The sequence below is a fragment of the Streptomyces sp. NPDC001339 genome, assembly GCF_042895955.1.
GTDB lineage: Bacteria > Actinomycetota > Actinomycetes > Streptomycetales > Streptomycetaceae > Streptomyces.
Genome location: NZ_JBIAWT010000004.1, coordinates 432,404 through 457,179, shown reverse-complemented (window position 1 = coordinate 457,179; position 24,776 = coordinate 432,404). Strand labels below are relative to the sequence as shown.

At 68.0% G+C, this 24,776-nt stretch carries 21 protein-coding genes and 1 pseudogene; 12 read left to right on the top strand and 10 right to left on the bottom strand.

Annotated elements, in window-relative coordinates; all coding sequences use genetic code 11:
• Positions 1-59: 59 nt before the first annotated feature.
• Positions 60-1,772, top strand: coding sequence for a protein kinase family protein (locus ACFY12_RS14250; protein WP_390716065.1), 1,713 nt, complete (start codon positions 60-62; stop codon positions 1,770-1,772).
• Positions 1,773-1,867: 95 nt separating this feature from the next.
• Here ACFY12_RS14250 and ACFY12_RS14245 read toward each other — a convergent pair whose 3' ends face one another.
• Positions 1,868-2,077 carry a hypothetical protein gene (locus ACFY12_RS14245; RefSeq protein ID WP_390716064.1) on the bottom strand — a complete coding sequence of 70 codons (210 nt, stop codon included), beginning with the start codon at positions 2,075-2,077 and terminating at the stop codon, positions 1,868-1,870.
• Between the two features lie 174 nt (positions 2,078-2,251).
• On the opposite strand from ACFY12_RS14245, the gene sigM reads away from it, so the two are divergent.
• The 4 genes from sigM to trxA all read left to right on the top strand — a co-directional run bounded on the left by sigM (position 2,252) and on the right by trxA (position 5,405).
• The gene (sigM, locus tag ACFY12_RS14240) at positions 2,252-2,935 is read left to right on the top strand and encodes an RNA polymerase sigma factor SigM (RefSeq protein WP_390716063.1); all 684 of its coding nucleotides are present in this window, start codon (positions 2,252-2,254) and stop codon (positions 2,933-2,935) included.
• On the top strand, positions 2,932-3,942 hold the full coding sequence (locus ACFY12_RS14235) for an anti-sigma factor family protein (protein ID WP_390716062.1): 1,011 nt from the start codon (positions 2,932-2,934) through the stop codon (positions 3,940-3,942). The genes sigM and ACFY12_RS14235 overlap by 4 nt, the downstream gene beginning before the upstream one ends.
• 115 nt (positions 3,943-4,057) lie before the next feature.
• A complete protein-coding gene (trxB, locus tag ACFY12_RS14230; protein WP_390716061.1) occupies positions 4,058-5,032 on the top strand; it encodes a thioredoxin-disulfide reductase in 975 nt (324 codons plus the stop codon).
• Between the two features lie 46 nt (positions 5,033-5,078).
• The gene (gene trxA / locus ACFY12_RS14225) at positions 5,079-5,405 is read left to right on the top strand and encodes a thioredoxin (RefSeq protein WP_390716060.1); all 327 of its coding nucleotides are present in this window, start codon (positions 5,079-5,081) and stop codon (positions 5,403-5,405) included.
• A gap of 124 nt (positions 5,406-5,529) precedes the next feature.
• Here the strand turns inward: trxA and ACFY12_RS14220 are convergent, their stop codons facing one another.
• The 9 genes and pseudogenes from ACFY12_RS14220 to rpmH all read right to left on the bottom strand — a co-directional run bounded on the left by ACFY12_RS14220 (position 5,530) and on the right by rpmH (position 12,382).
• A complete protein-coding gene (locus ACFY12_RS14220; protein WP_390716059.1) occupies positions 5,530-6,147 on the bottom strand; it encodes a GNAT family N-acetyltransferase in 618 nt (205 codons plus the stop codon).
• A gap of 310 nt (positions 6,148-6,457) precedes the next feature.
• Positions 6,458-7,555, bottom strand: coding sequence for a ParB/RepB/Spo0J family partition protein (locus tag ACFY12_RS14215; RefSeq protein WP_390716058.1), 1,098 nt, complete (start codon positions 7,553-7,555; stop codon positions 6,458-6,460).
• Positions 7,552-8,622: a ParA family protein gene (locus ACFY12_RS14210; protein WP_390716057.1), complete on the bottom strand. Its 1,071-nt coding sequence runs from the start codon at positions 8,620-8,622 to the stop codon at positions 7,552-7,554. Before ACFY12_RS14210 ends, ACFY12_RS14215 begins: the two co-directional genes overlap by 4 nt.
• 306 nt (positions 8,623-8,928) lie before the next feature.
• Positions 8,929-9,654, bottom strand: a complete 726-nt coding sequence (gene rsmG, locus ACFY12_RS14205) for a 16S rRNA (guanine(527)-N(7))-methyltransferase RsmG (protein WP_390716056.1) — start codon at positions 9,652-9,654, stop codon at positions 8,929-8,931.
• 144 nt (positions 9,655-9,798) lie between these two features.
• Positions 9,799-10,305 carry a protein jag gene (locus ACFY12_RS14200; protein ID WP_390716055.1) on the bottom strand — a complete coding sequence of 169 codons (507 nt, stop codon included), beginning with the start codon at positions 10,303-10,305 and terminating at the stop codon, positions 9,799-9,801.
• A gap of 14 nt (positions 10,306-10,319) precedes the next feature.
• On the bottom strand, positions 10,320-11,444 hold the full coding sequence (gene yidC, locus ACFY12_RS14195) for a membrane protein insertase YidC (RefSeq protein ID WP_390716054.1): 1,125 nt from the start codon (positions 11,442-11,444) through the stop codon (positions 10,320-10,322).
• A 3-nt stretch (positions 11,445-11,447) separates the two neighbouring features.
• Positions 11,448-11,765, bottom strand: a complete 318-nt coding sequence (yidD, locus tag ACFY12_RS14190) for a membrane protein insertion efficiency factor YidD (protein ID WP_066929178.1) — start codon at positions 11,763-11,765, stop codon at positions 11,448-11,450.
• A gap of 86 nt (positions 11,766-11,851) precedes the next feature.
• Positions 11,852-12,220: pseudogene (gene rnpA / locus ACFY12_RS14185) on the bottom strand (ribonuclease P protein component); the annotation flags it as partial.
• A gap of 24 nt (positions 12,221-12,244) precedes the next feature.
• Positions 12,245-12,382, bottom strand: coding sequence for a 50S ribosomal protein L34 (gene rpmH / locus ACFY12_RS14180; RefSeq protein ID WP_003949374.1), 138 nt, complete (start codon positions 12,380-12,382; stop codon positions 12,245-12,247).
• A gap of 378 nt (positions 12,383-12,760) precedes the next feature.
• On the opposite strand from rpmH, the gene dnaA reads away from it, so the two are divergent.
• The 7 genes from dnaA (at position 12,761) to gyrA (ending at position 24,737) form a co-directional block, all read left to right on the top strand.
• Positions 12,761-14,698, top strand: coding sequence for a chromosomal replication initiator protein DnaA (dnaA, locus tag ACFY12_RS14175; protein WP_390716053.1), 1,938 nt, complete (start codon positions 12,761-12,763; stop codon positions 14,696-14,698).
• Between the two features lie 936 nt (positions 14,699-15,634).
• Positions 15,635-16,765 (top strand): DNA polymerase III subunit beta, encoded by a 1,131-nt coding sequence (gene dnaN, locus ACFY12_RS14170; protein ID WP_390716052.1) that lies wholly within the window; start codon positions 15,635-15,637, stop codon positions 16,763-16,765.
• 207 nt (positions 16,766-16,972) lie between these two features.
• On the top strand, positions 16,973-17,851 hold the full coding sequence (gene gnd, locus ACFY12_RS14165) for a phosphogluconate dehydrogenase (NAD(+)-dependent, decarboxylating) (protein ID WP_390716051.1): 879 nt from the start codon (positions 16,973-16,975) through the stop codon (positions 17,849-17,851).
• Between the two features lie 80 nt (positions 17,852-17,931).
• Complete coding sequence (gene recF / locus ACFY12_RS14160) at positions 17,932-19,068, top strand: DNA replication/repair protein RecF (RefSeq protein WP_390716050.1); 1,137 nt, start codon at positions 17,932-17,934, stop codon at positions 19,066-19,068.
• Positions 19,069-19,181: 113 nt separating this feature from the next.
• Complete coding sequence (locus ACFY12_RS14155) at positions 19,182-19,715, top strand: DUF721 domain-containing protein (RefSeq protein WP_390716049.1); 534 nt, start codon at positions 19,182-19,184, stop codon at positions 19,713-19,715.
• A 307-nt stretch (positions 19,716-20,022) separates the two neighbouring features.
• A complete protein-coding gene (gene gyrB, locus ACFY12_RS14150; protein ID WP_390716048.1) occupies positions 20,023-22,077 on the top strand; it encodes a DNA topoisomerase (ATP-hydrolyzing) subunit B in 2,055 nt (684 codons plus the stop codon).
• Positions 22,078-22,127: 50 nt separating this feature from the next.
• Positions 22,128-24,737 (top strand): DNA gyrase subunit A, encoded by a 2,610-nt coding sequence (gene gyrA, locus ACFY12_RS14145; protein WP_390716047.1) that lies wholly within the window; start codon positions 22,128-22,130, stop codon positions 24,735-24,737.
• The last annotated feature ends 39 nt before the right edge of the window (positions 24,738-24,776 follow it).

The following is a 24,776-nucleotide window of genomic DNA, read 5'->3' as shown; positions in this document are numbered from 1 at the left end:
TGTGGGCACAATTGTCTTGGCTCATTGAGCCTGCAACGGATGGGGAGGCAGGAACGACGGTGGCGGAACGGAGCACGGCTGCCGTCGACGTGGCCGACACGAGCGGTGTGGAACCGCTGCCCGCCAAGGCGGGCAAGGTCACGGACGACGGTGCTAAGGCCGAGAAGGTATCCGGCGGGGAGATGGACGCCGCACGCACCGACGAGAAGCGTGCCGAGGCGACCGAAGCCCAGCCACCGGAACTACACAGCGGCCACAAGCTCGCCAGACGTTACCGCCTGGAGGAGTGCGTCACCCGTCTGGACGGATTCAGCAGCTGGCGTGCGGTCGACGAAAAACTGCGCCGGGCGGTGGGTGTGCACATCCTGCCCGCCGACCATCCACGGGCGCGACCGGTACTCTCCGCCGCCCGCTCCTCGGCGCTGCTCGGCGATCCCCGGTTCGTCCAGGTCCTCGACGCCGTCGAGGAGAACGACCTCGTCTACGTCGTCCATGAATGGCTGCCGGACGCGACCGAACTCACCACCGTCCTCGCCAGCGGCCCCCTTGAGCCGCATGACGCCTACCAGCTCGTCAGCCAGGTCTCCCAGGCCATGGCCGCCGCGCACCGCGAAGGCCTCTCCCATCTGCGGATCACCCCCGGCTCGGTACTGCGTACGGAAACCGGGCAGTACCGCATCCGCGGGCTGGCTGTCATGGCGGCGTTGCGCGGCATCACCAGCGAGCACCCGCAGCGTACGGACACCGAGGCGATCGGCGCGCTGCTGTACGCCGCACTCACCCAGCGCTGGCCGTACGAGAACGATGCCCATGGCCTGACCGGCCTGCCGAAGGGCGTCGGACTGATCGCACCCGACCAGGTACGCGCCGGTGTGCACCGCGGGCTCTCCGAGCTCGCCATGCGCGCTCTGATCAACGACGGTGCCACGGCGTCCCGCCAGGATCCGCCCTGCACCACGCCGGAGGAACTGGCCAAGGCCGTCGCCGCCATGCCGCGCATCCGGCCTCCGGAGACGGCGTTCACCACACCGCCGCCTTACCAGCGCACGGGGTACCAGCAGGGGAGTTACCGGCAGACCTCCGCTCACAACGGCCCGGCCGGCCGCTCTCAGCCGGTGCCGACCCCCCCGCCTCCGCTGCAGAGCCGCACCGGCCGGGCACTGAAGTGGTCCGTCTCCGCACTGCTCATCGCCGCGCTGGGACTGGGCAGCTGGCAGCTTGCGGACACCCTGCTGAAGCGGGAGAACGACCAGGACGACCCGCAGAACTCACAGCCGGTCGACGGCTCCGCCAAGAAGCGCGCGGCAAAGCCTCTGTCGATCGTGGGCGCCACACAGTTCTCGCCCCTGGACACACCTTCCAGAGGGGAGCAAGCTCGCAATGCCGCGGACGGCGACCCGAGTACTGCCTGGGTGACAAAACGGTTCAAGGGTTGGCCGAACTTCGGAAACCTGCCGTCGTACGCAGACGGCAGTGGCATCATCGTCGACCTCGGGAGCGCCAAGGACATCTCCGAGATACAGGTCACGATGTATCGACCAGGCCAGACTGTGGACGTCCGCGCAGCAGCGCCCTCCGCAGCGAGCCCGAGGACGCTCAGCGATTTCTCGCGACGTCTCTCCAAGCCCGAAAAGGCTGGTGGCCAGCTGGATGTGAAACTCGACCAGCCGGTGCAGTCTCGATATGTACTGATCCGCGTCACGGAACTTCCCAATGATGGAGAATCAGATTGGTTCCGGGGAGGAATTTCAGAAATCAAAATTTCTGGCTGACCTCGCGAACAGGACATTCCCCGCATCCACCAGTGCCTTCGCCCACGGCGGGAGGGCCTGCCGAGCCATCAGCAGACCCTCCCGCCGCGTGATGCTCAGCCGCGTCCCTGGGTGTCCGTGGCGACGACGAAGTCCTTACCGCACTCGCCCCAAACCTCCACGTCCCGCGGCCTGCCCACGCGCCATATATCGTCTTGCCGCTGCTGCAATCGATCGACATCATCACGCGAAGCAGGGCATGTCACATACCCGCGAATTGCCGCGAGCAACAAAAACGGATTGAGAAATCCCAGGAAGAAGATCACCCACCCGCGAATACCTAGCACTTCTCCCGACATCTCCCTACCATGAAGAGCGGTGTGCGAGGCTGCTGCAAGCCTGCGAACTCATCACGATGCGGTGCGAGAGGTGGACGAGCGCCGCCGGTGTCTACACGGGTCAGGTTTCCGAGGATTCAGCCGCTGGGCGAGGGGGGTTGGATGGGTCTGCTGGACGATTCTGATGATCAAGACCTCCTCGCTCGTCATGTCGCCGGCGACCCTGATGCGTTCGGGGAGATCGTCCGGCGGCACCGTGATCGGCTCTGGGCTGTGGCACTTCGGACCCTCGGCGACCGCGAGGAAGCCGCTGACGCCGTGCAGGACGCCCTGGTATCCGCCTATCGCTCGGCCCACACCTTCCGTGGCCAGTCCGCCGTGACGACGTGGCTGCACCGCATCACCGTCAATGCCTGCCTCGACCGGGTTCGCAAGGCCGCCTCCCGGCGTACCTCCCCCATCGCCGAGACCGAACGGCTGGAACAGCTTCTCGAACCTGAGGAGTCCGCCGCGGCCCCCGCCGAACGCGAGGATCTGCATCGTGAGCTGCTCTGTGCGCTGCACACCCTCCCCGAGGAGCAGCGGGCGGCACTCGTCCTTGTTGATATGCAGGGCTACCCGGTCGCAGAAGCCGCCGCGATCCTCGATGTCCCCACCGGAACGGTGAAGAGCCGCTGCGCACGAGGCCGTGCTCGGCTTCTCCCCTTGGTCACCCATCTGCGCGCCGGCGACGGGGGTAGCGAACCGGCAAGCGGGGGAAGGAACCGGGCGCCGGGGACATCCGTCCCACCGACGGCAGGACCGACGGGCACTGGTGCCGTGAAGGACGGAGGTGGGCGAGCGTGACGTCGACGACCGGCACGGGTGAGCACCCCGAGGTCTCCGAGATCTCCGAGCTCTCCGACGGGCTGCTCTCCCTCTCCCGCACCGCGGACCTGCGCGACCATCTCGCGGCCTGTGAGCTGTGCGAGGACGTCTATGCCTCCCTGGAAGAGATCCGGGGACTGCTCGGCACGCTTCCCGGCCCACCACGGATGCCGACGGATATTACCGAGCGTATCGATGCCGCTCTCGCCGCCGAGGCACTGCTGGATGCCACCTCCCCTGGCTCGGGTGGCCAGGTTTCACGTGAAACAGTCGCCACCTCGGTCTCCGCTTCACATGAAACGGAAGACGTCCCCCTCGCTGTTTCACGTGAAACCGGCACCGCTGCGGTCTCCGTTTCACGTGAAACCGGCGCCGGAACCGACACTGAACCTGAGACCGCTTCTCGCGGCCGCGGAACGCCGTCCGGCCGACCCGCCCGTCGCCGGCGGGGGGCCACCGGGCCGGGCCGCGGAACGCCGAACGACCGCTCGCCCCGTGCACGGCGCCGGCCCCGGATTCTGCTGGTCACCGCAGCAGCCGCAGCAGTCCTCAGCGTGGGTGGCCTGCTTGTCCAGCACGCCGTCATGGACGGCACCCGGGCAAGCCAAGGGGAGGCCATTGCCACGCCGAAGCAGAGCTCGGACGGCCTCACCGCCGCCAGCCTCGGAGCGCATGTCCGCGATCTGCTCGCGTCCAAGCGACCACACACGTCCCCGGGGATCGGCGCACGCAGCTCCCCCGACACCCCCCTTCGGGGCGACACCGACGCGGTTCCGGTGTGCGTCCGCCAAGGCATAGGGCGCTCGGAGGCACCGCTGGTGTCCAGCCGCATCCGCTACCAGGGCAAGGACGCGTTCCTGGTCGTCCTGCCGGATCCGGCCGACCTCCAGCGCGTCTCGGCGTATGTGGTGGCTTCCTCCTGTGCCTCCGCCACACCACCGGCTCCTGGGAAGGTGCTGCTGTCGCGCTCATACCAGCGAGACTGAGCGGCGAGAAGTGCGCTGTGCCACTCCGGGAATGCTCGCCCCGTAGGATCCGTTGGGTGGGGTGAGAGTTCCCTAGAGCCCCAGCAAGCAGTCGGCAGAGACAAGGAAGACACCCGTGAGCGACGTCCGCAACGTGATCATCATCGGCTCCGGGCCCGCGGGCTACACCGCAGCGCTCTACACCGCCCGTGCGTCCCTGAAGCCTCTCGTCTTCGAAGGTGCCGTCACCGCCGGAGGCGCGCTGATGACCACCACCGATGTGGAGAACTTCCCCGGTTTCCGCGACGGCATCATGGGGCCGGACCTGATGGACAACATGCGCGCTCAGGCCGAGCGCTTCGGGGCCGAGCTCGTGCCGGACGACATCGTCGCGGTCGACCTCAGCGACGAGATCAAGACGGTCACCGACACCACGGGCACGGTGCACCGCGCGAAGGCGGTCATCGTCGCCACCGGCTCCCAGCACCGCAAGCTCGGCCTGCCCCGTGAGGACGAGCTGTCCGGCCGTGGCGTCTCCTGGTGCGCCACCTGCGACGGGTTCTTCTTCAAGGACCAGGACATCGCCGTCATCGGTGGCGGCGACACCGCGATGGAGGAGGCCACCTTCCTCTCCCGCTTCGCCAAGTCGGTCACGGTCGTCCACCGCCGCAATGCCCTGCGGGCCAGCAAGGCGATGCAGGACCGTGCCTTCGCCGACCCGAAGATCAAGTTCATCTGGGACAGCGAGGTCGCCGAGATCCATGGTGAGAGCAAGCTGGAGGGTCTGACGCTGCGCAACGTCAAGACCGGCGAAAACTCCGAGCTCCCCGTCACCGGTCTCTTCATCGCGATCGGCCACGACCCGCGTACCGAGCTCTTCAAGGGCCAGCTGAACCTCGACGACGAGGGATACCTCAAGGTCGACGCGCCCAGCACCCGCACGAACCTGTCGGGCGTCTTCGCCGCCGGCGATGTGGTCGACCACACCTACCGCCAGGCCATCACCGCGGCCGGCACGGGCTGCTCGGCCGCCCTCGACGCCGAGCGGTTCATCGCCGCGCTGTCGGACGGCGAGGCAGTCGCCGAGCCGGACAAGACCGCTTCCGTCTGACTCGCGCACCCAGCTTTCCCATCACCCACGCAGTAAGGAGATTGCCATGGCAGGCGCCACGGTGACCGTCACGGACGCCAACTTTGAAGAGGTCGTCCTCAAGAGCGACAAGCCCGTCCTCGTGGACTTCTGGGCCACCTGGTGCGGCCCGTGCCGCCAGATCGCCCCCTCCCTGGAGGCCATTGCCGCCGAGCACGATGAGATCGTCATCGCCAAGCTGAACACCGACGAGAACCCGGCGACCACCGCCAAGTACGGTGTGATGTCGATCCCGACCATGAACGTCTACAAGGGCGGCGAGGTCGTGAAGACCATCGTCGGCGCCAAGGCGAAGGCCGCGATCGAGCGCGACCTTGAGGACTTCCTCGTCTGAGTCACGCCGTCGCTGTTTCACGTGAAACGGGCCCGCCCATATCGAGGGGCGGGCCCGTTCGCTGTTTCACGTGAAAGAGAGCGCGTGTTTCACGTGAAACAGCCTGCTGTGCGAGCGCCCGGTCCTACAGCGGCCGCAGGGCCGGTTCCTTCTGGACGGCTCCCAGCAGACGGTCGAGTGCCAGCTCCACGTCTTCCTTCCACGAGATCGTGGTCCGCAGCTCCAGACGCAGCCGGGGAAAGCGAGGGTGGGGGCGTACGGTCTTGAACCCCACTGCGAGGAGATGGTCGGCGGGCAGCACACATGCCGGCTCGGTCCAGCGGGCGTCGCCGAACGCCTCGATGGCCTTGAAACCCCGCTGGATGAGGTCCTTGGCAACTGTCTGGACCATCACCCGTCCCAGCCCCTGTCCTTGGTAGCCGGGGATCAGCCACGCCGTCAGCAACTGCACCGCATCCGGCGACACCGGACTGGTGGGGAAGGCCATGGAGCGCGGTACATAGGCCGGCGGGGCGTACATCACAAACCCCACCGGCACCTCGTCGACATAGACGACCCGCCCGCAGGATCCCCACTCCAGCAGTACCGCCGAGATCCAGGCTTCCTTCTCCAGCTCAGGACGCCCCGCCTTTACCGCGGCCTCGCCACTGACGGGGTCGAGCTCCCAGAAGACGCAGGAGCGACAGCGTTTGGGGAGATCCGGAAGGTTGTCCAGCGTGAGCGGTACGAGCCGACGGCCCATGAAACCAGGTCCTCACTTCTCTCGCCTGCCGCACCACGCAGCGCCGTCAGCGCCGCCTGCTCCCTGAGCAGACCACCAACGAACCCTCCTACGGCTGCGAGGCCGAAACCCGCTGCCAGCAGTCCGGTGCGGCTCACCGATCGCATGGCCCTCTCCTCGCTATGAGGTGTCTCCACATGGACGCGTGCCATACCCGAACGCATCGTATCCACCCTTTACGGGCACGGGTACCGGGAGCGAGCAAAGGGCGGGCCGTGTTCCGGCAAGGACTCCGGAACACGGCCCGCCCACCGGAGCCAGAGGCGTCAGCTCACTCGTCGCCCTTCTGCTCCTCGACCAGCGACTGGCCCAGGACACGCCCTTCACCGGGAGCGAGGGTGCCGAGGATGCGCTCCAGATCGTCTATCGAGGCGAACTCGACAACGATCTTTCCCTTCTTCTGCCCCAGGTCGACCTTCACCCGGGTCTCGAAGCGATCGGACAACCGGGTGGCGAGATCGGTGAGTGCCGGGGACACCCGGGTACCCGCTCGAGGCCCCTTCGCCTTGCTCGCGCTCTTCGGCGTCGAGCCCATCAGCTTCACGATCTCCTCGACCGTGCGCACCGACAGCCCCTCCGCCACGATGCGGCGCGCCAGGTGATCCTGCTCCTCCACGTCCTCCACGGGCAGCAAGGCACGGGCATGTCCCGCGGAGAGCACTCCCGCGGCAAGCCGCTTCTGCACCGACGTCGAGAGATTCAGCAAACGCAGGGTGTTCGAGACCAGCGGACGCGAGCGCCCGATCCGGTCGGCCAGCTCGTCATGAGTGCACTGGAAGTCCTTCAGCAACTGGTCGTAGGCAGCGGCCTCTTCCAGCGGATTGAGCTGCGCCCGGTGCAGGTTCTCCAGGAGGGCGTCAAGGAGGAGTTTCTCGTCGTCGGTTTCCCTGACGATGGCGGGGATCTTCTCCAGCCCGGCCTCACGGGCCGCCCGGCAGCGACGCTCGCCCATGATGAGTTCGTACTTCTCCGGGCCGGCCTGACGGACGACCACCGGCTGAAGCAGCCCCACCTCCCGGATGGAGACGACCAACTCCGCCAGGGCGTCCTCGTCGAACTCCGTACGTGGCTGGCGCGGATTCGGTGTGATCGCGTCCAAAGGCACCTCGGCGAAGTGCGCGCCCGCCACCGTCGGCAGATCCGCTGTCGTGCCGTCTCCAGCCCGCGCTTCTGTTTCACGTGAAACAGCCTGCGCAGACAGCGATGCCACCTTGGCGGCCGCCACTCCTCGCTCCGATGTCAGGACCGGTACGGCTGACGGCGATGTCGCCCCCGGTCCCACTGCGGGTCCTGCATGGTCCGTGCGCTGTGAGGCCGCGGGGATCAGCGCACCGAGCCCCCGGCCCAGGCCTCTACGTCGTTCGCTCACTGGGTCCCCTCCGAGATGCTGTGCTGTCCTTCATAGTTGACGCTGAGGTCCTGGCCCCCGGTCTGCGGGACCCCACGCAACGCGATCTCTCGGGCCGCTTCCAGATAGGAGAGCGAACCGCTGGATCCCGGGTCGTAGGTGAGCACGGTCTGCCCATAGCTGGGTGCCTCGGAGATACGGACCGAGCGCGGAATGCTCGTCCGGAGCACCTCATGGCCGAAGTGGTTGCGTACCTCTTCGGCCACCTGCGAGGCCAGCCGGGTGCGCCCGTCGTACATGGTGAGCAGAATCGTCGAGACATGGAGCCCGGGGTTGAGATGCCCCCGCACCAGATCGACGTTCCGCAGCAGTTGGCCGAGCCCCTCCAGCGCGTAGTACTCGCACTGAATCGGGATCAGTACCTCGGCTCCGGCGACCAAAGCGTTGACGGTCAGCAGGCCGAGCGACGGCGGGCAGTCGATGAAGATGTAGTCCAGCGGCTGCTCATACGCCTTGATCGCCCGGTCCAGCCGGCTTTCGCGTGCCACCAGCGAGACCAGCTCGATCTCGGCACCGGCCAGATCGATCGTGGCGGGCGCACAGAACAGTCCCTCCACATCCACGACCGGCTGCACCACATCGGCGAGTGGCTTGCTCTCCACCAACACGTCATAGATCGACGGCACTTCGGAGTGGTGGTCGATCCCCAGCGCGGTCGATGCATTGCCCTGGGGGTCGAGGTCGATCACCAGCACCCGGGCCCCGTGCAGGGCCAGCGAGGCCGCCAGGTTCACCGTGGTCGTGGTCTTACCGACCCCGCCCTTCTGGTTGGCGACCACCATGACCCGGGTCTGTTCAGGCCTGGGCAGCCCCTCACCTGTGCGGCCAAATGTCTCCACCGCCAGCTGAGCTGCACGACCGATCGGGGTGTCATCCGTCGGGGGCACCGTTTCACGTGAAACGTCGTCCCCGAACGGTTCGCTACGGGGACCGGGGACCGGATCGGTCATCGGTCCCGCGATGTTGGCGTCGGACCGCAAGGATTCACTCTCCTCGACATCTGGCTCGCAGTGCTCAGAGCCTGCCATGCTTTCGGTGTCGTGAACCAGTGAGGTCCGTTCTCCTGTGGACAACTCCACGTCTGTGGACAGTCCCGTGACCCGTGTGGGTTTACGATCACGCGGCGCGGCGGCCGCGCGACCGCGGCCGATGATCCCATGCAGCAGAGAACGACGTTTCACGTGAAACACGATGCCAGCGTCGCGTCTGAATAAGCCGCGACACTCCGTCTTGTGTCGTTTGATGGGGTTTATGGGTTTCGCTCATTCCCCTGTTTCGCGGAACGGTGCGCACCTCACCACCATGCCGGGCCGGATTCCTCCGGCCCGAACGCCTCAGCGCCGGCGCCCCCTCGACGCACGGCTGGCGCGTGCCGCCTTCGCCCGCTTGGCCGCGAAGCGCACTCCACCAGGGCTCTCGCCCACCTCGACCCGCACCACGGTCGACGGCGGATCCACAATCCCCTCGCCGACATGCACCACCGAGGTCGCCACCACGCCCAGCTTGCCCAGCGCCGCCCGGGCGCCCTTCAGCTCCTCCTCCGCGGCATCGCCCTTGAGCGCCAGCATCTCCCCGTACGGACGCAGCAGCGGGACGCCCCAGCCGGCCAGCCGGTCGAGCGGAGCAACCGCACGCGCGGTCACCACATGCACCTGCGGAATCTTCCCCATGACCTCTTCGGCCCGCCCCCGCACGACCGTGACATGGTCGAGGCCGAGCAGTTCGACGACCTCCTGCAGGAAGGTCGTCCGTCGCAGCAACGGCTCCAGAAGCATGATCTTCAGATCCGGACGCACCAGAGCCAGCGGGATACCGGGCAGCCCGGCACCCGACCCCACATCACAGACCGAGACGCCCTCGGGCACCACCTCGGAGAGCACCGCGCAGTTCAGCAGATGCCGCTCCCACAGCCGCGGCACCTCACGCGGGCCGATCAGCCCTCGCGTCACACCGGCGTCGGCGAGCAGTTCGCCGTACCGCACAGCCTCTGGAAAGCGCTCGCCGAATACCTCCTGCGCCGCCTTCGGCGCAGGAGGGAGCTCCGCTGCTGCCTCCGCCACGGGAACCGCCCTTCCTCTGGACTGCTTTTCCTGTCGGGAACCGGGCCTACGCAGGCCTGCGCACCCGGAATAACACAGAACGCTGACAACTTTTGGCCCCGCCTGCGAGCAGACGGGGCCAAAGAAAACGGACGCGCTGAGCGGTCAGGCCGGGAGGACAACCACTCGGCGCTGCGGCTCCTCGCCCTCGGACTCGCTCCGGAGGCCCGCCGCCGCCACCGCGTCATGGACGACCTTGCGCTCGAACGGCGTCATCGGGTCCAGCTTCACCGGCTCACCGGTACCCCGGGCCTCCTCCGCCGCCTTCGCTCCGATCTTCGTGAGCTGCTCGCGCTTGCGCGCACGGTAGCCCGCGATGTCCAGCATCAGACGGCTGCGGTCCCCGGTTTCCCGGTGCACGGCCAGCCGGGTCAGCTCCTGCAGCGCCTCCAGCACCTCGCCGTCGCGACCCACGAGCTTCTGCAGGTCACGGCTGGACGTATCGCCGATGATCGACACCGCGGCACGGTCGGCCTCGACGTCCATGTCGATATCGCCATCGAGGTCGGCGATGTCCAGCAGACCCTCGAGGTAGTCGGCCGCGATCTCGCCTTCCTGCTCCAAGCGGGTCAGGGTGTCGGTGCCCTCGGCGGCAGGGTTCGTGTCCGTCACGAAAGGACTCCTTCTTACTTCTTGGACGGGTGCTTGGGGCGCTGCTGGCCCTTGCGCTGACCGGACTTGGCGGTACGGGACCCGGAGGCGCCGCCCTTCTCCTTGCCGTCCTGCGCGTCCTTCTTCTCCAGCGACGGCTGCTCCGCAGCGCCCTGGCCGGAGCGCGCCCGCGTCCGCTGCCCGCCGGCCGGGGCAGCGCCACCGGCCTGCCGCTTGGCCTTCGTCTGACGCTTGGGCTGCTGGCGGTTCTGGCGTGCCTCCTCGGCGGCCTGCTTCGCCTCGATCTCGGCCGGGCTCTCCACGAGCTTGCCCTTGGCCCGCAGCCGCTCCTGGCGCTCCACGAAGGCCTTGCTGCCCGGAGTCGGGTTACGACGGATGACGAACATCTGCTGGCCCATGGTCCACACGTTGGTGGTCAGCCAGTAGACGAGCACACCGACCGGGAAGCCCGGGACGAAGAGACCGAAGAGGGCGAACATGACCGGGAAGACGTACATCAGCATCTTCTGCTGCTGCATGAACGGCGTCTTCACCGTCAGGTCGACGTTCTTCGTCATCAGCTGGCGCTGCGTGTAGAACTGCGACAGCGACATCAGCACGACCATGATGATCGTGACGACCCGGACGTCGGTCAGCGAGGCGCCGAGCGCATCGAGCTTGGCCGCGGTGTCGTTGAACTTCGCCGCCAGCGGGGCACCGAAGATGTGCGCCTTCTGCGCGCTCTCCAGCAGAGGCTGGTCGATGACACCGACCACCTTGTTCTGCGCGATGTGGTTCAGGACCTGGTACAGCGAGATGAAGAACGGCGACTGGGCCAGAATCGGGAGACAGCTCGAGAGCGGGTTGGTGCCCGTCTCCTTGTAGAGCTTCATCATCTCTTCGGACTGGCGCTGCTTGTCGCTCTTGTAGCGCTCCTGGATCGCCTTCATCTTCGGCTGGAGCGCCTGCATGTTCCGCGTCGACTTGATCTGCTTCACAAAGAGCGGGATCAGGCAGATACGGATCAGCACCACCAGCGAGACGATGGACAGACCCCACGCCGCGCCACTGTTCTCGTTGAAGATCAGGCTGTAGAACGAGTGGAACTGGACGATGATCCAGGAAACGGCGATATAGAGAGGATTCAGGATCGTGTCCACGAATCAGGCTCCTTGGGCGTTGGGCTGAGTCTCGGGCTGGGCGGCGGGCTCATGGACAGCAGTCCCACCCAGACGGCTCCTCAGCCGCTGATGCCAGACCGGACGCTTCCGGGGAGGGACGTGGTCGACGCCACCGAGCGACCACGGGTTGCAGCGCAGGATGCGCCAGACTGTCAGCGCAGTCCCTTTCACCGCGCCGTGCCGGTCGATGGCCGTGTAGCCATAGTGCGAGCACGACGGGTAGTACTTGCAGACCGGGCCCAGCAGCGGGCTGATGGTCCACTGGTAGATCTTGATCAAAAGCAGCAGCGGGTACTTCACTGTGCGCTCCCTCCCGGGCCCCGTCCGGGGTTCCCGGGTCCCGCGGCGCGGCCGCTGCCGGTCGCGGCCCCCGGGGGATTGCAGCCTTTCGGCGCCCCTCCCAGCAGCCGCCCGAGGGCGGCGTCCAGGTCGCGGGCCAGCTGGTCGTGATCCGCGTCACCCGCGCCGGGCAGGGCCCGTACGACCACCAGGCTACCGGCGGGCAGCCGGTCCAGCCGGTCACGCACGAGATGGCGCAGCCTCCGCTTGACCTTGTTGCGCACGACCGCGGTGCCAATGGCCTTGCTCACGACGAAACCCGCACGCGGTGGGGGGATCTCTTCCCCCGGCGCGTGCGGGTCCGTTGCACCGCTACGACAATGCACGACAAGGAGCGGGCGCCCGGCCCTGCGTCCCCGGCGTACCGCGGTCGCGAAGTCCTCGCGCCGCCTCAGCCGATTTTCGGTAGGCAGCACGTCATGGACCTAGGTTCAGGCTGCTCAGGCCGACAGGCGGGCGCGACCCTTGCCACGGCGGGACGCGAGGATGGCGCGACCGGCGCGGGTCCGCATGCGCAGACGGAAGCCGTGGGTCTTCGCGCGGCGGCGGTTGTTCGGCTGGAAGGTGCGCTTGCTCACTCGGGGGCTCCAGAAATGCTTGTTGTCTCAGGGCTGAGACAGATGTGGGGCGTCGTTGGCTGTCACCGTGCGCCCACGAGTAGCTCGCAACGCCCGAGTGCACCGCTTCACGATCGCCCAGTGCGCGATCTTTGCCCATCGGAGGCAGGCGGCAGCAGCCATCGACAACTCGACCTGGTCACGGTACGCGCGGCTACGCCATCCGGTCAAACCCGCTCCACCGGAGCCCGCGCGGACCCTTGTCAGGACACAGTATGCACAGCCTGTGGACAACAACTTGAATCCCCAGGCCCGCCCTGACTACCGTGGCTGAACTTCATTTCCTTCCCGCCCGTCCTGAGAATCACACATTCGTGGGACTGTGAGAGAGCGTGCCCTGTGGCTGATGTACCTGCCGATCTTGCCGCAGTGTGGCCGCGCGTCCTCGATCATCTCCTCCGTGCGGAGGCCGATGGCCTCAAGCCCAAGGACCAGGACTGGCTGAAGCGCACCCAGCCGCTGGCGCTGGTGGCCGACACCGCGCTGCTCGCCGTCCCCAACGAATTCGCCAAGGGCGTGCTCGAAGGCCGGCTGGCGCCGCTGATCGGGGAGGCCCTCAGCCATGAGTGCGGCCGCCCGATCCGGATCGCGATCACCGTGGACGACTCCTCCGAGGCACCCCCGGCGCCGTCCCCGGCCGCATCACAGCAGCACCAGTCGCCCCAGCAGGCCCATCAGTCCCAGCAGCCCCCGCACCACCAGCAGCGTCCGGCACCGCAGCAGCACGACGCGTACGACTACGAGCCGCGGCACGAAACCCGGCAGGGGTACGGCCACCAAGGCGACGACCTGCCCCACGTCCGGCCCGCCTACCCCGAGTACCAGCAGCCCCGGCACGAGCCCGGCGCCTGGCCGCAGCACTCCGGCACGATGGCCGGCGGCCCCGGCCCCCGCGACGACTACGGCTGGCAGCAGCAGCACCTCGGCGGCTTCCCCGAGCGCGAACCGGCCCCGGAGCAGTGGCGCGAGCCCTATGGCTCGCCGTCCTCCCCCGTACCGCAGCACCAGCAGGCGCAGAGCGACTACCGCCCGCAGGCACCCGAGCACAGCGGGCCGCCGCAGCGCGCCGACGCCCCGCACCCCGCGTACGAGCAGCAGCGCCGCGATCTCCCCGAACACCAGCCCGGTGGCCACAACAGTCACACCAACCACAACGGCCGCTCCGGCGGCGCCCCTTCCGCGCCCAGCGGTGCGCCCGGTCCGCTCGCCGCGCAGCCCGCGCCGGCGACCGGCCCCGGTGAGCCGACCGCGCGGCTGAACCCGAAGTACCTCTTCGACACCTTCGTCATCGGAGCCTCGAACCGCTTCGCGCACGCGGCCGCGGTCGCCGTCGCCGAGGCACCGGCCAAGGCGTACAACCCCCTGTTCATCTATGGGGAGTCGGGCCTCGGCAAGACCCACCTGCTGCATGCGATCGGGCACTACGCACGGAGCCTGTATCCGGGCACCCGGGTGCGGTATGTGAGCTCGGAGGAGTTCACCAACGAGTTCATCAACTCCATCCGCGACGGCAAGGCGGACGCGTTCCGCAAGCGCTACCGCGACATGGACATCCTGCTGGTCGACGACATCCAGTTCCTGGCGAGCAAGGAGTCGACGCAGGAGGAGTTCTTCCACACCTTCAATACGCTGCACAACGCGAACAAGCAGATCGTGCTGTCCTCCGACCGGCCGCCCAAGCAGCTGGTCACCCTGGAGGACCGGCTGCGCAACCGCTTCGAGTGGGGCCTGATCACCGACGTCCAGCCGCCCGAGCTGGAGACCCGGATCGCCATCCTCCGTAAGAAGGCGGTACAGGAGCAGCTGAACGCACCGCCGGAGGTGCTGGAGTTCATCGCGTCCCGGATCTCGCGCAACATCCGCGAGCTGGAGGGCGCGCTGATCCGGGTGACCGCGTTCGCCTCGCTCAACCGGCAGCCGGTGGATCTGGGGCTCACCGAGATCGTGCTGAAGGACCTGATCCCCGGGGGCGAGGACGCCGCACCGGAGATCACGGCAACCGCGATCATGGCGTCCACCGCCGACTACTTCGGGCTGACCATCGACGATCTGTGCGGCTCCTCGCGCAGCAGGGTGCTCGTCACCGCCCGGCAGATCGCCATGTACCTCTGCCGTGAGCTGACCGATCTCTCGCTGCCGAAGATCGGCGCGCAGTTCGGCGGGCGGGACCATACGACCGTGATGCACGCGGACCGCAAGATCCGCGCGCTGATGGCCGAGCGCCGCTCGATCTACAACCAGGTCACCGAACTGACCAACCGCATCAAGAACGGCTGAGGCCGCTGCCGCAGGCGCTTCCAGGGCGCTCCGGGACCCGCTCCCGGGGCGCCCTTCGCCGTACGAAGACGGCGGCGGGCGCCTCCCGAGCACGTCCCGAGCCCGCCCCGAGCCCCTCCCGCGCCCGTCCCGATCCTGTTCCGCACCCATCCCGAAGCTGTGGAGCACGCCGACTCTGTTCGATTCCGTGCCTGGTCACGGCCTCTCTCCACAGATTGGGCAAGAATCTTCCGTCCACACCCTGGGGAGAGGAAAGTTATCCCTGTGGGATCCACAGGCCGGTGGGCTGACGGGGCATCGGACGAGGTCAGCAGCTTGGGGATTTGTGGCCAAACGGTTTCCACAGGGTGTGGACAACGACTTCGTCCACAGGGAGGTGGACGGCTTGTCCACCGGCCGCCCACAGCTGAGACGCTGTTGTCCCCAGCGATCACCAGCTTCTCCACACCGCTGTCCACTGTTCGGCAACACAACACCCGCACTCACCACGCCGAGTGAAAGCCGTCACATCAAGTTGCTGGGTTGGGCTGTGGGGAACCGGGGTAAAGCTGGGGATGGCACTGGGGAGAAGTGGCCGTTCCCTGTGTATGGGGTGTGCAGAACTTTCGGCGGTCCACAGCAACGCCGGTTTTTCCACGGCTGCCACCCACAGGGGCAGTGGATAAAAAATCCGTGCTGACCTGCGCGAAAGCAGTTGTCCACGGTTTCCACAAGGCCTACTACTACGACCACGGATGTCTACCGGGAAACTCGCTCGGAAACGGGGCCTGTGCACAAGTCGGCACCGAGGCCTCCGGACCCGGCCGAGCCGACTTGACCCCGAGCCGCACCGACTGTCGGTGGCGTACGTCAGACTGGTCTCCGGCACCTCAGCCGACGAAGATCACCAGCAGGGCGAGAGCCAGCGACAGCAGCAACAGCAGGAGGCGGTTTCCGGTGAAGATCCGGGTGGAGCGCGATGTACTCGCGGAGGCAGTGGCCTGGGCGGCCAAGAGCCTCCCGGCCCGTCCGCCGGTGCCCGTCCTCGCGGGCCTGCTCCTGAAGGCGGAGGAGGGCGCACTGAGCCTCTCCGGCTTCGACTACGAGGTCTCGGCGCGGGTCTCGGTCGAGGCCGAGGTGGAGGACGAGGGCACGGTCCTGGTCTCCGGCCGGCTGCTCGCCGACATCTGCCGGGCGCTCCCGAACCGCCCGGTGGAGATTTCCACCGACGGTGTACGAGTGACCGTCGTCTGCGGCTCCTCCCGCTTCACCCTCCACACCCTTCCTGTGGAGGAGTACCCGGCCCTGCCGACGATGCCCACCGCCACCGGCACCGTCCCGGGTGAGGTCTTCGCCTCGGCCGTCTCCCAGGTGGCCATCGCCGCCGGCCGTGACGACACCCTCCCGGTGCTCACCGGCGTACGGATCGAGATCGAGGGCGACACGGTCACCCTGGCCTCCACCGACCGCTACCGCTTCGCGGTGCGCGAGTTCCTGTGGAAGCCGGAGAGCCCGGACGCCTCCGCGGTCGCGCTGGTCCCCGCCAAGACGCTGCTGGACACCGCCAAGTCGCTGAGCAGCGGTGACACCGTCACGCTGGCGCTGTCCGGCTCCGGCCAGGGCGAGGGCCTGATCGGTTTCGAGGGCGCCGGGCGGCGGACGACCACACGTCTGCTGGAAGGCGACCTGCCGAAGTACCGCACGCTCTTCCCGACCGAGTTCAATTCGGTCGCCGTGATCGAGACCGCCCCGTTCGTGGAGGCCGTCAAGCGTGTGGCGCTGGTGGCCGAGCGGAACACCCCGGTCCGGCTGAGCTTCGAGCAGGGCGTGCTGATCCTGGAGGCCGGCTCCAGCGACGATGCACAGGCTGTGGAGAGGGTCGACGCCGATCTGGACGGCGACGACATCTCGATCGCCTTCAACCCCGGCTTCCTCCTGGAGGGCCTGTCGGCCATCGACTCCGCGGTGGCCCAGCTGTCCTTCACGACGTCCACCAAGCCCGCGCTGCTCAGCGGCCGCCCGGCCAAGGACGCCGAGGCGGACGACGCGTACAAGTACCTGATCATGCCCGTGCGGCTGTCCGGCTGACCGGCTGGGAGCTGGGTGCCCGGTCCCGCGGCGGATCCGTCGCGGGACGTACCGGCCCGTCCGGCGGTGACCGATCAGTCACGCGGACGACGCCTCTGACCTGCGGCGAATGAGCGGCCGAGCCCACAGGTGTGCGTGCGCGGCCGGGCGTAGGCTCGTCGTAGGTCAGGATTCAAGGGCAACGACTATGTGCAAAGAGGGTCTCTGATGGAGCTCGGTCTCGTCGGTCTCGGCAAGATGGGCGGCAATATGCGCGAGCGCATCCGCCGCGCAGGCCACACGGTCATCGGTTACGACCGCAATCCGGATCTCGCGGATGTCCACAGCCTGAAGGAGATGGTGGACGGGCTGCAGGGCCCCCGCGTCATCTGGGTCATGGTGCCGGCCGGCGCCGCCACCCAGTCCACGATCGACGAACTGGCCGAGCTGCTCTCGCCGGGCGATGTCGTCGTGGACGGCGGCAACTCCCGCTGGACCGACGACGAGAAGCACGCCGAGGAGCTCAAGGCCAAGGGCATCGGCTTCGTCGACTGCGGCGTCTCCGGCGGCGTCTGGGGCCTGGAGAACGGCTATGCGCTGATGTACGGCGGCGAGGCGGCCGATGTCGCCAAGGTGCAGCCGGTCTTCGACGCGCTCAAGCCCGAGGGCGAGTTCGGCTCGGTGCACGCCGGCAAGGTCGGCGCCGGCCACTTCGCGAAGATGGTCCACAACGGCATCGAGTACGCGATGATGCAGGCCTTCGCCGAGGGCTGGGAGCTGCTGGAGAAGGTCGACTCCGTCACGGACGTGCGCGAGATCTTCCGCTCCTGGCAGGAGGGCACGGTCATCCGCTCCTGGCTGCTCGACCTGGCGGTCAACGCGCTGGACGACGACGAGCACCTGGAGAAGCTGCGCGGTTATGCACAGGACAGCGGCGAGGGCCGGTGGACTGTGGAAGCCGCCATCGACAACGCGGTACCGCTGCCCGCGATCACGGCCTCGCTCTTCGCCCGCTTCGCCTCCCGCCAGGAGGACTCGCCGCAGATGAAGATGATCGCCGCGCTGCGCAACCAGTTCGGCGGCCACGCGGTCGAGAGCAAGAAGTAGCGAGCAGCAGCAAGAAGTAACGAGCAGCACACAGCAAGCAGCAGGAACAGGAAGCAGCCAGGGGAGGTCGGCGCACCGCCATGCACGTATCGCATCTGTCGCTCGCCGACTTCCGCTCGTACGCCCGGGTCGAGGTCCCGCTCGACCCGGGCGTCACGGCGTTCGTGGGCCCCAACGGGCAGGGCAAGACCAACCTGGTCGAGGCGGTCGGCTACCTCGCCACGCTCGGCAGCCACCGGGTCTCCTCGGACGCCCCGCTGGTGCGGATGGGCGCCCAGCGGGCGATCATCCGGGCCGCGGTCGTCCAGGGGGAACGGCAGCAGCTGATCGAGCTGGAGCTGAACCCGGGCAAGGCCAACCGCGCCCGTATCAACAGGTCCTCGCAGGTCAGGCCGCGTGATGTGCTCGGCATCGTCCGTACCGTGCTGTTCGCACCGGAGGATCTGGCGCTGGTCAAGGGCGACCCGGGCGAGCGCCGGCGGTTCCTGGACGAGCTGATCACCGCGCGCTCCCCGCGGATGGCCGGGGTGCGTGCGGACTACGACCGCGTCCTCAAGCAGCGCAACACCCTGTTGAAGACGGCGGCGCTGGCCCGGCGGCACGGCGGCCGCCAGCTGGACCTGTCGACGCTGGACGTATGGGACCAGCATCTGGCCCGCGCGGGCGCCGAGCTGCTGGCGCAGCGCCTCGACCTGATCGCCGCGCTGCAGCCGCTCGCCGACAAGGCCTATGAGCAACTGGCTCCGGGCGGCGGCCCGTTGGCGCTGGAGTACCGCGGCTCGGCGGGCGAGGCGATGGCCGCCGCGACGACCCGCGAGGAGCTGTACGGCGCGCTGCTGGCCGCGCTCGGCGAGGCCCGTAAGCAGGAGATCGAGCGCGGGGTGACGCTGGTCGGCCCGCACCGGGACGATCTGGTGCTGAAGCTGGGGCAGCTGCCGGCCAAGGGCTACGCCAGCCATGGCGAGTCCTGGTCGTACGCGCTGGCGCTGCGGCTGGCCTCGTACGATCTGCTGCGGAGCGAGGGCAATGAGCCGGTGCTCGTCCTTGACGACGTCTTCGCCGAGCTGGACGCGCGGCGCCGGCAGCGGCTGGCGGAGCTGGTGGCGCCGGGCGAGCAGGTGCTGGTGACCGCCGCGGTGGCCGACGATGTGCCCGGGGAGCTGGCCGGCGCGCGCTACGCGGTGTCCGAAGGCGCGGCGGAGAAAGTCACCCCGTGATCAGCAACCTCATGATCAGCAACCTCGTGATCAGTGACCCCATGATGAAGGTGCTCCATGGTGCTCCATGATCACGGCAATCCCATGAACAAGGTCATGAACAAGGTGACGTCGTGAGCGAGGAACGGTCCGACCAGCCCAAGCCCCCGGAGCTCTCCGGCGTGGATCTGGCCCGGCAGGCGCTCGTGGCGGCCAAGGAGCAGGCGCGTGCCCGGGGCGCGGCGGCGCAGCAGAAGAAGCAGGCCCGGCGCGGTGGGTTGCGCTCCGGCGCGCGCGCGGACGGCCGCGACCCGCTGCCGCTCGGTGCGGCGATCAACCGGCTGATCACGGAGCGCGGCTGGGAGACCCCGGCGGCGGTCGGCGGGGTGATGGGGCGCTGGCCGCAGCTGGTGGGGCCCGAGGTGGCCCAGCACTGCGAGCCGCAGCGGTACGACGAGGACGCCCGGGTCCTGACGGTGCAGTGCGATTCGACGGCGTGGGCGACGCAGCTGCGGCTGCTGGCCCCGACGCTGGTGGCCCGTCTCAACGAGGACCTGGGCCACGGCACCGTAAAGCTGATCAAGGTGCTGGGTCCGGGAGGCCCCGCCCGCCGGTACGGAGCGCTGCGCGCGCCCGGCAGCCGGGGGCCGGGGGACACCTACGGATGACGCCGAGGACACCGGTCAACCCCTGGGGCGGATGAGACTCCGCTCACGGTAGCCGCCGGTTGACAGTCGGAAGCGCTGAGTGCCGGTGTGAGCGTCCTGAGGCCCCTTCTCGGATATGGGGATTCGGCGGACCGCAGTTCAGGGCGGCACATGACGACTCAGGTGCCTGCAAACCCCCATGAGTGTCGGCGCCACCGGTACACTGGTGAGCAATCCCGCTTGCTCGCGGGATACGTCGACTAACACAGAACGACGCAGCCGCTCCCGCCTGTCCTCCTGGGGTGACCCCACTGGCGCGGAAAGGCTTGTGCTGTGCCAGAAAGGGCGCTTCGTGGCCGACTCCGGCGACCTCAACGAGAACAACACGGCTTCTACCGAAGAGGGGGTTTCTGCCGGCGCGATGGGCGACTCCTCGGTGGAGAAGTCGTACGACGCCAGCGCGATCACCGTCCTCGAAGGCCTGGACGCGGTTCGTAAGCGCCCCGGCATGTACATCGGCTCGACCGGCGAACGCGGTCTGCACCACCTGGTGCAGGAGGTCGTCGACAACTCCGTCGACGAGGCGCTGGCCGGGTACGCGGACACCATTGACGTGACGATCCTGCAGGACGGCGGTGTCCGGGTCGTCGACAACGGCCGCGGTATCCCCGTCGGCATCGTGCCGTCCGAGAACAAGCCGGCGGTCGAGGTCGTGCTGACGGTGCTGCACGCCGGCGGCAAGTTCGGCGGCGGCGGCTACGCGGTCTCCGGTGGTCTGCACGGCGTCGGTGTCTCCGTCGTGAACGCCCTCTCGCAGCGGGTCGCGGTCGAGATCCGCACGGACGGCTACCGCTGGACCCAGGAGTACAAGCAGGGTGTGCCGACCGCTCCGCTGGCCAAGCACGAGGCCACGGAGGAGACCGGCACGTCGGTGACGTTCTGGGCCGACGGCGACATCTTCGAGACCACCACCTACAGCTTCGAGACGCTCTCGCGGCGCTTCCAGGAGATGGCCTTCCTCAACAAGGGGCTGGCCATCTCGCTCAAGGACGAGCGCCCGGACCACGTGGACGAGGACGGCAAGCCGCTCTCGGTGCGGTACCACTACGAGGGCGGCATCGTCGACTTCGTGAAGTACCTCAACTCGCGCAAGGGCGAGCTGGTGCACCCGACGGTGGTCTCGGTGGAGGCCGAGGACAAGGAGCGCAACCTCTCCGTCGACCTCGCGATGCAGTGGAACACCCAGTACAGCGAGGGTGTCTACAGCTTCGCGAACATCATCCACACCCACGAGGGCGGCACCCACGAGGAGGGCTTCCGCGCCGCGCTGACCGGTTTGATCAACCGCTACGCACGCGACAAGAAGCTGCTGCGCGAGAAGGACGACAACCTCACGGGTGAGGACATCCGCGAGGGTCTGACGGCGATCATCTCGGTCAAGCTCGCCGAGCCGCAGTTCGAGGGCCAGACCAAGACCAAGCTGGGCAACACCGAGGTCAAGACCTTCGTCCAGAAGGTGGTCCACGAGCACCTCAACGACTGGCTGGACCGCAACCCCAACGAGGCCGCGGACATCATCCGCAAGGGCATCCAGGCGGCGACCGCCCGGGTGGCCGCCCGTAAGGCGCGCGATCTGACCCGCCGCAAGGGCCTGCTGGAGACCGCGTCGCTGCCGGGCAAGCTGAGCGACTGCCAGTCCAACGACCCGACCAAGTGCGAGATCTTCATCGTCGAGGGTGACTCCGCCGGCGGCTCGGCCAAGTCCGGCCGCAACCCGGAGTACCAGGCGATCCTGCCGATCCGAGGCAAGATCCTCAACGTCGAGAAGGCCCGGGTCGACAAGATCCTCCAGAACAACGAGGTCCAGGCGCTGATCTCGGCGTTCGGCACGGGCGTGCACGAGGACTTCGACATCGAGAAGCTCCGCTACCACAAGATCATCTTGATGGCGGACGCCGACGTCGACGGTCAGCACATCAACACCCTGCTGCTGACGTTCCTCTTCCGCTTCATGCGCCCGCTGGTCGAGGCCGGCCACGTCTACCTCTCCCGCCCGCCGCTGTACAAGATCAAGTGGGGCCGGGACGACTTCGAGTACGCCTACTCCGACCCGGAACGCGACCACCTGATCGAGCTCGGCAAGCGGAACGGCAAGCGGATCAAGGACGACTCGGTCCAGCGGTTCAAGGGTCTCGGCGAGATGAACGCCGAGGAGCTGCGCGTGACGACCATGGACACCGACCACCGCGTGCTCGGCCAGGTCTCGCTGGACGACGCCGCCCGCGCCGACGACCTGTTCTCGGTGCTGATGGGCGAGGACGTCGAGGCGCGCCGCTCGTTCATCCAGCGCAACGCCAAGGACGTCCGCTTCCTCGACATCTGAGCCCTGTCGGCCCTTCCAACAGCCGCAGCTCGAAAGGACTTTGAACCACCATGGCCGACGAGAACCCCCCTGTGACCCCGGACGGCGTGACCGCCGAGGGCGCGCCCGCCACCATCGAAGGCGTCGGGATGCGCGTCGAGCCCGTCGGGCTCGAGACGGAGATGCAGCGCTCCTACCTCGACTACGCGATGTCCGTCATCGTCTCGCGTGCGCTGCCGGACGTACGGGACGGCCTCAAGCCGGTCCACCGCCGCGTCCTGTACGCGATGTACGACGGCGGCTACCGCCCCGAGAAGGGCTTCTACAAGTGCGCCCGTGTCGTCGGCGACGTCATGGGTACGTACCACCCGCACGGCGACTCCTCGATCTACGACGCGCTGGTGCGCCTGGCGCAGCCGTGGTCGATGCGGATGCCGCTGGTCGACTCCAACGGCAACTTCGGCTCCCCGGGCAACGACCCGGCCGCGGCCATGCGGTACACCGAGTGCAAGATGGCACCGCTGTCGATGGAGATGCTCCGGGACATCGACGAGGAGACCGTCGACTTCCAGGACAACTACGACGGCCGTAACCAGGAGCCGACGGTCCTGCCGTCCCGCTTCCCCAACCTGCTGATCAACGGCTCGGCCGGCATCGCCGTCGGTATGGCCACGAACATCCCGCCGCACAACCTCCGCGAGGTCGCCGCCGGTGCCCAGTGGGCGCTGGAGCACCCGGAGGCCTCCCCCGAGGAGCTGCTGGACGCGCTGATCGAGCGGATCAAGGGCCCGGACTTCCCCACCGGCGCGCTGGTGGTGGGCCGCAAGGGCATCGAGGAGGCCTACCGCACCGGCCGTGGTTCGATCACCATGCGCGCGGTGGTCGAGGTCGAGGAGATCCAGAACCGTCAGTGCCTGGTGGTCACCGAGCTGCCCTACCAGGTCAACCCGGACAACCTCGCGCAGAAGATCGCCGACCTGGTCAAGGACGGCAGGATCGGCGGTATCGCGGACGTCCGCGACGAGACCTCCTCGCGCACCGGCCAGCGCCTGGTCATCGTCCTCAAGCGGGACGCGGTCGCCAAGGTCGTCCTCAACAACCTCTACAAGCACACCGACCTCCAGACCAACTTCGGTGCGAACATGCTCGCCCTGGTGGACGGCGTGCCGCGCACGCTCTCCCTGGACGCGTTCATCCGCAACTGGGTCACGCACCAGATCGAGGTCATCGTCCGGCGGACGAAGTTCCGGCTGCGCAAGGCCGAGGAGCGGGCCCACATCCTGCGCGGTCTGCTCAAGGCGCTGGACGCGATCGACGAGGTCATCGCGCTGATCCGGCGCAGTGAGACGGTCGACGTGGCGCGCGAGGGCCTGATGGGCCTGCTGCAGATCGACGAGATCCAGGCGAACGCGATCCTGGAGATGCAGCTGCGCCGGCTGGCCGCCCTGGAGCGCCAGAAGATCACCGCCGAGCACGACGAGCTCCAGCGCAAGATCAACGAGTACAACGCGATCCTGGCCTCGCCGGAGCGGCAGCGCCAGATCATCAGCGAGGAACTCGCCGCGATCGTCGAGAAGTTCGGCGACGACCGGCGCTCCAAGCTGGTGCCCTTCGAAGGCGACATGTCCATCGAGGACCTCATCGCCGAGGAGGACATCGTCGTCACGATCACCCGCGGCGGCTATGTGAAGCGCACCAAGACCGACGACTACCGCTCGCAGAAGCGCGGCGGCAAGGGCGTCCGGGGCACGAAGCTCAAGGAAGACGACATCGTCGACCACTTCTTCGTCTCCACCACCCACCACTGGCTGCTGTTCTTCACGAACAAGGGCCGGGTCTACCGCGTCAAGGCGTACGAGCTGCCCGACGCGGGCCGGGACGCCCGCGGCCAGCACGTGGCCAACCTCCTCGCCTTCCAGCCGGACGAGCAGATCGCCCAGATCCTGGCGGTCCGCGACTACGAGGCCGCGCCGTACCTGGTGCTCGCCACCAAGGCCGGCCTGGTGAAGAAGACCCCGCTCAAGGACTACGACTCGCCCCGCTCCGGCGGCGTGATCGCGATCAACCTGCGCGAGCAGCAGGACGGCTCGGACGACGAGCTGATCGGTGCCGAGCTGGTGTCGGAGGCCGACGATCTCCTGCTGATCAGCAAGAAGGCCCAGTCGATCCGCTTCACGGCGTCGGACGAGGCGCTGCGCCCGATGGGCCGGGCCACCTCCGGTGTGAAGGGCATGAGCTTCCGCGAGGGCGATGAGCTGCTCTCCATGAACGTGGTCCGGGCCGGCACCTTCGTCTTCACCGCCACGGACGGCGGCTACGCCAAGCGCACCGCGGTCGACGAGTACCGCGTCCAGGGCCGCGGTGGTCTGGGCATCAAGGCCGCCAAGATCGTCGAGGACCGGGGTTCACTGGTCGGCGCGCTGGTCGTCGAGGAGACCGATGAGATCCTCGCGATCACGCTCGGCGGTGGCGTGATCCGTACGCGGGTCAACGAGGTCCGGGAGACCGGCCGTGACACCATGGGCGTCCAGCTGATCAACTTGGGCAAGCGTGATGCCGTCGTCGGTATCGCCCGGAACGCCGAGGCGGGTCGCGAGGCCGAAGAGGTCGACGGGGACGAGGCGCCCGGGGAGACCGCGGCGGCCGAGGTCGCCGAGGGGACCGAGCCCGCGGCGGAGTAGCACAAGGAGCAGGTCGTGAGTGGAGCCACGGGCGCTACG

Excerpts from the sequence above, each read along its gene's own strand:
- ACFY12_RS14210 (WP_390716057.1), bottom strand. The coding sequence starts at position 8,622 with ATGGCAGGCTCTGAGCACTGCGAGCCAGATGTCGAGGAGAGTGAATCC.
- gnd (WP_390716051.1), top strand. The coding sequence starts at position 16,973 with ATGGAGCTCGGTCTCGTCGGTCTCGGCAAGATGGGCGGCAATATGCGC.
- gyrA (WP_390716047.1), top strand. The coding sequence starts at position 22,128 with ATGGCCGACGAGAACCCCCCTGTGACCCCGGACGGCGTGACCGCCGAG.
- recF (WP_390716050.1), top strand. The coding sequence starts at position 17,932 with ATGCACGTATCGCATCTGTCGCTCGCCGACTTCCGCTCGTACGCCCGG.
- sigM (WP_390716063.1), top strand. The coding sequence starts at position 2,252 with ATGGGTCTGCTGGACGATTCTGATGATCAAGACCTCCTCGCTCGTCAT.
- trxA (WP_390716060.1), top strand. The coding sequence starts at position 5,079 with ATGGCAGGCGCCACGGTGACCGTCACGGACGCCAACTTTGAAGAGGTC.
- ACFY12_RS14220 (WP_390716059.1), bottom strand. The coding sequence starts at position 6,147 with ATGGGCCGTCGGCTCGTACCGCTCACGCTGGACAACCTTCCGGATCTC.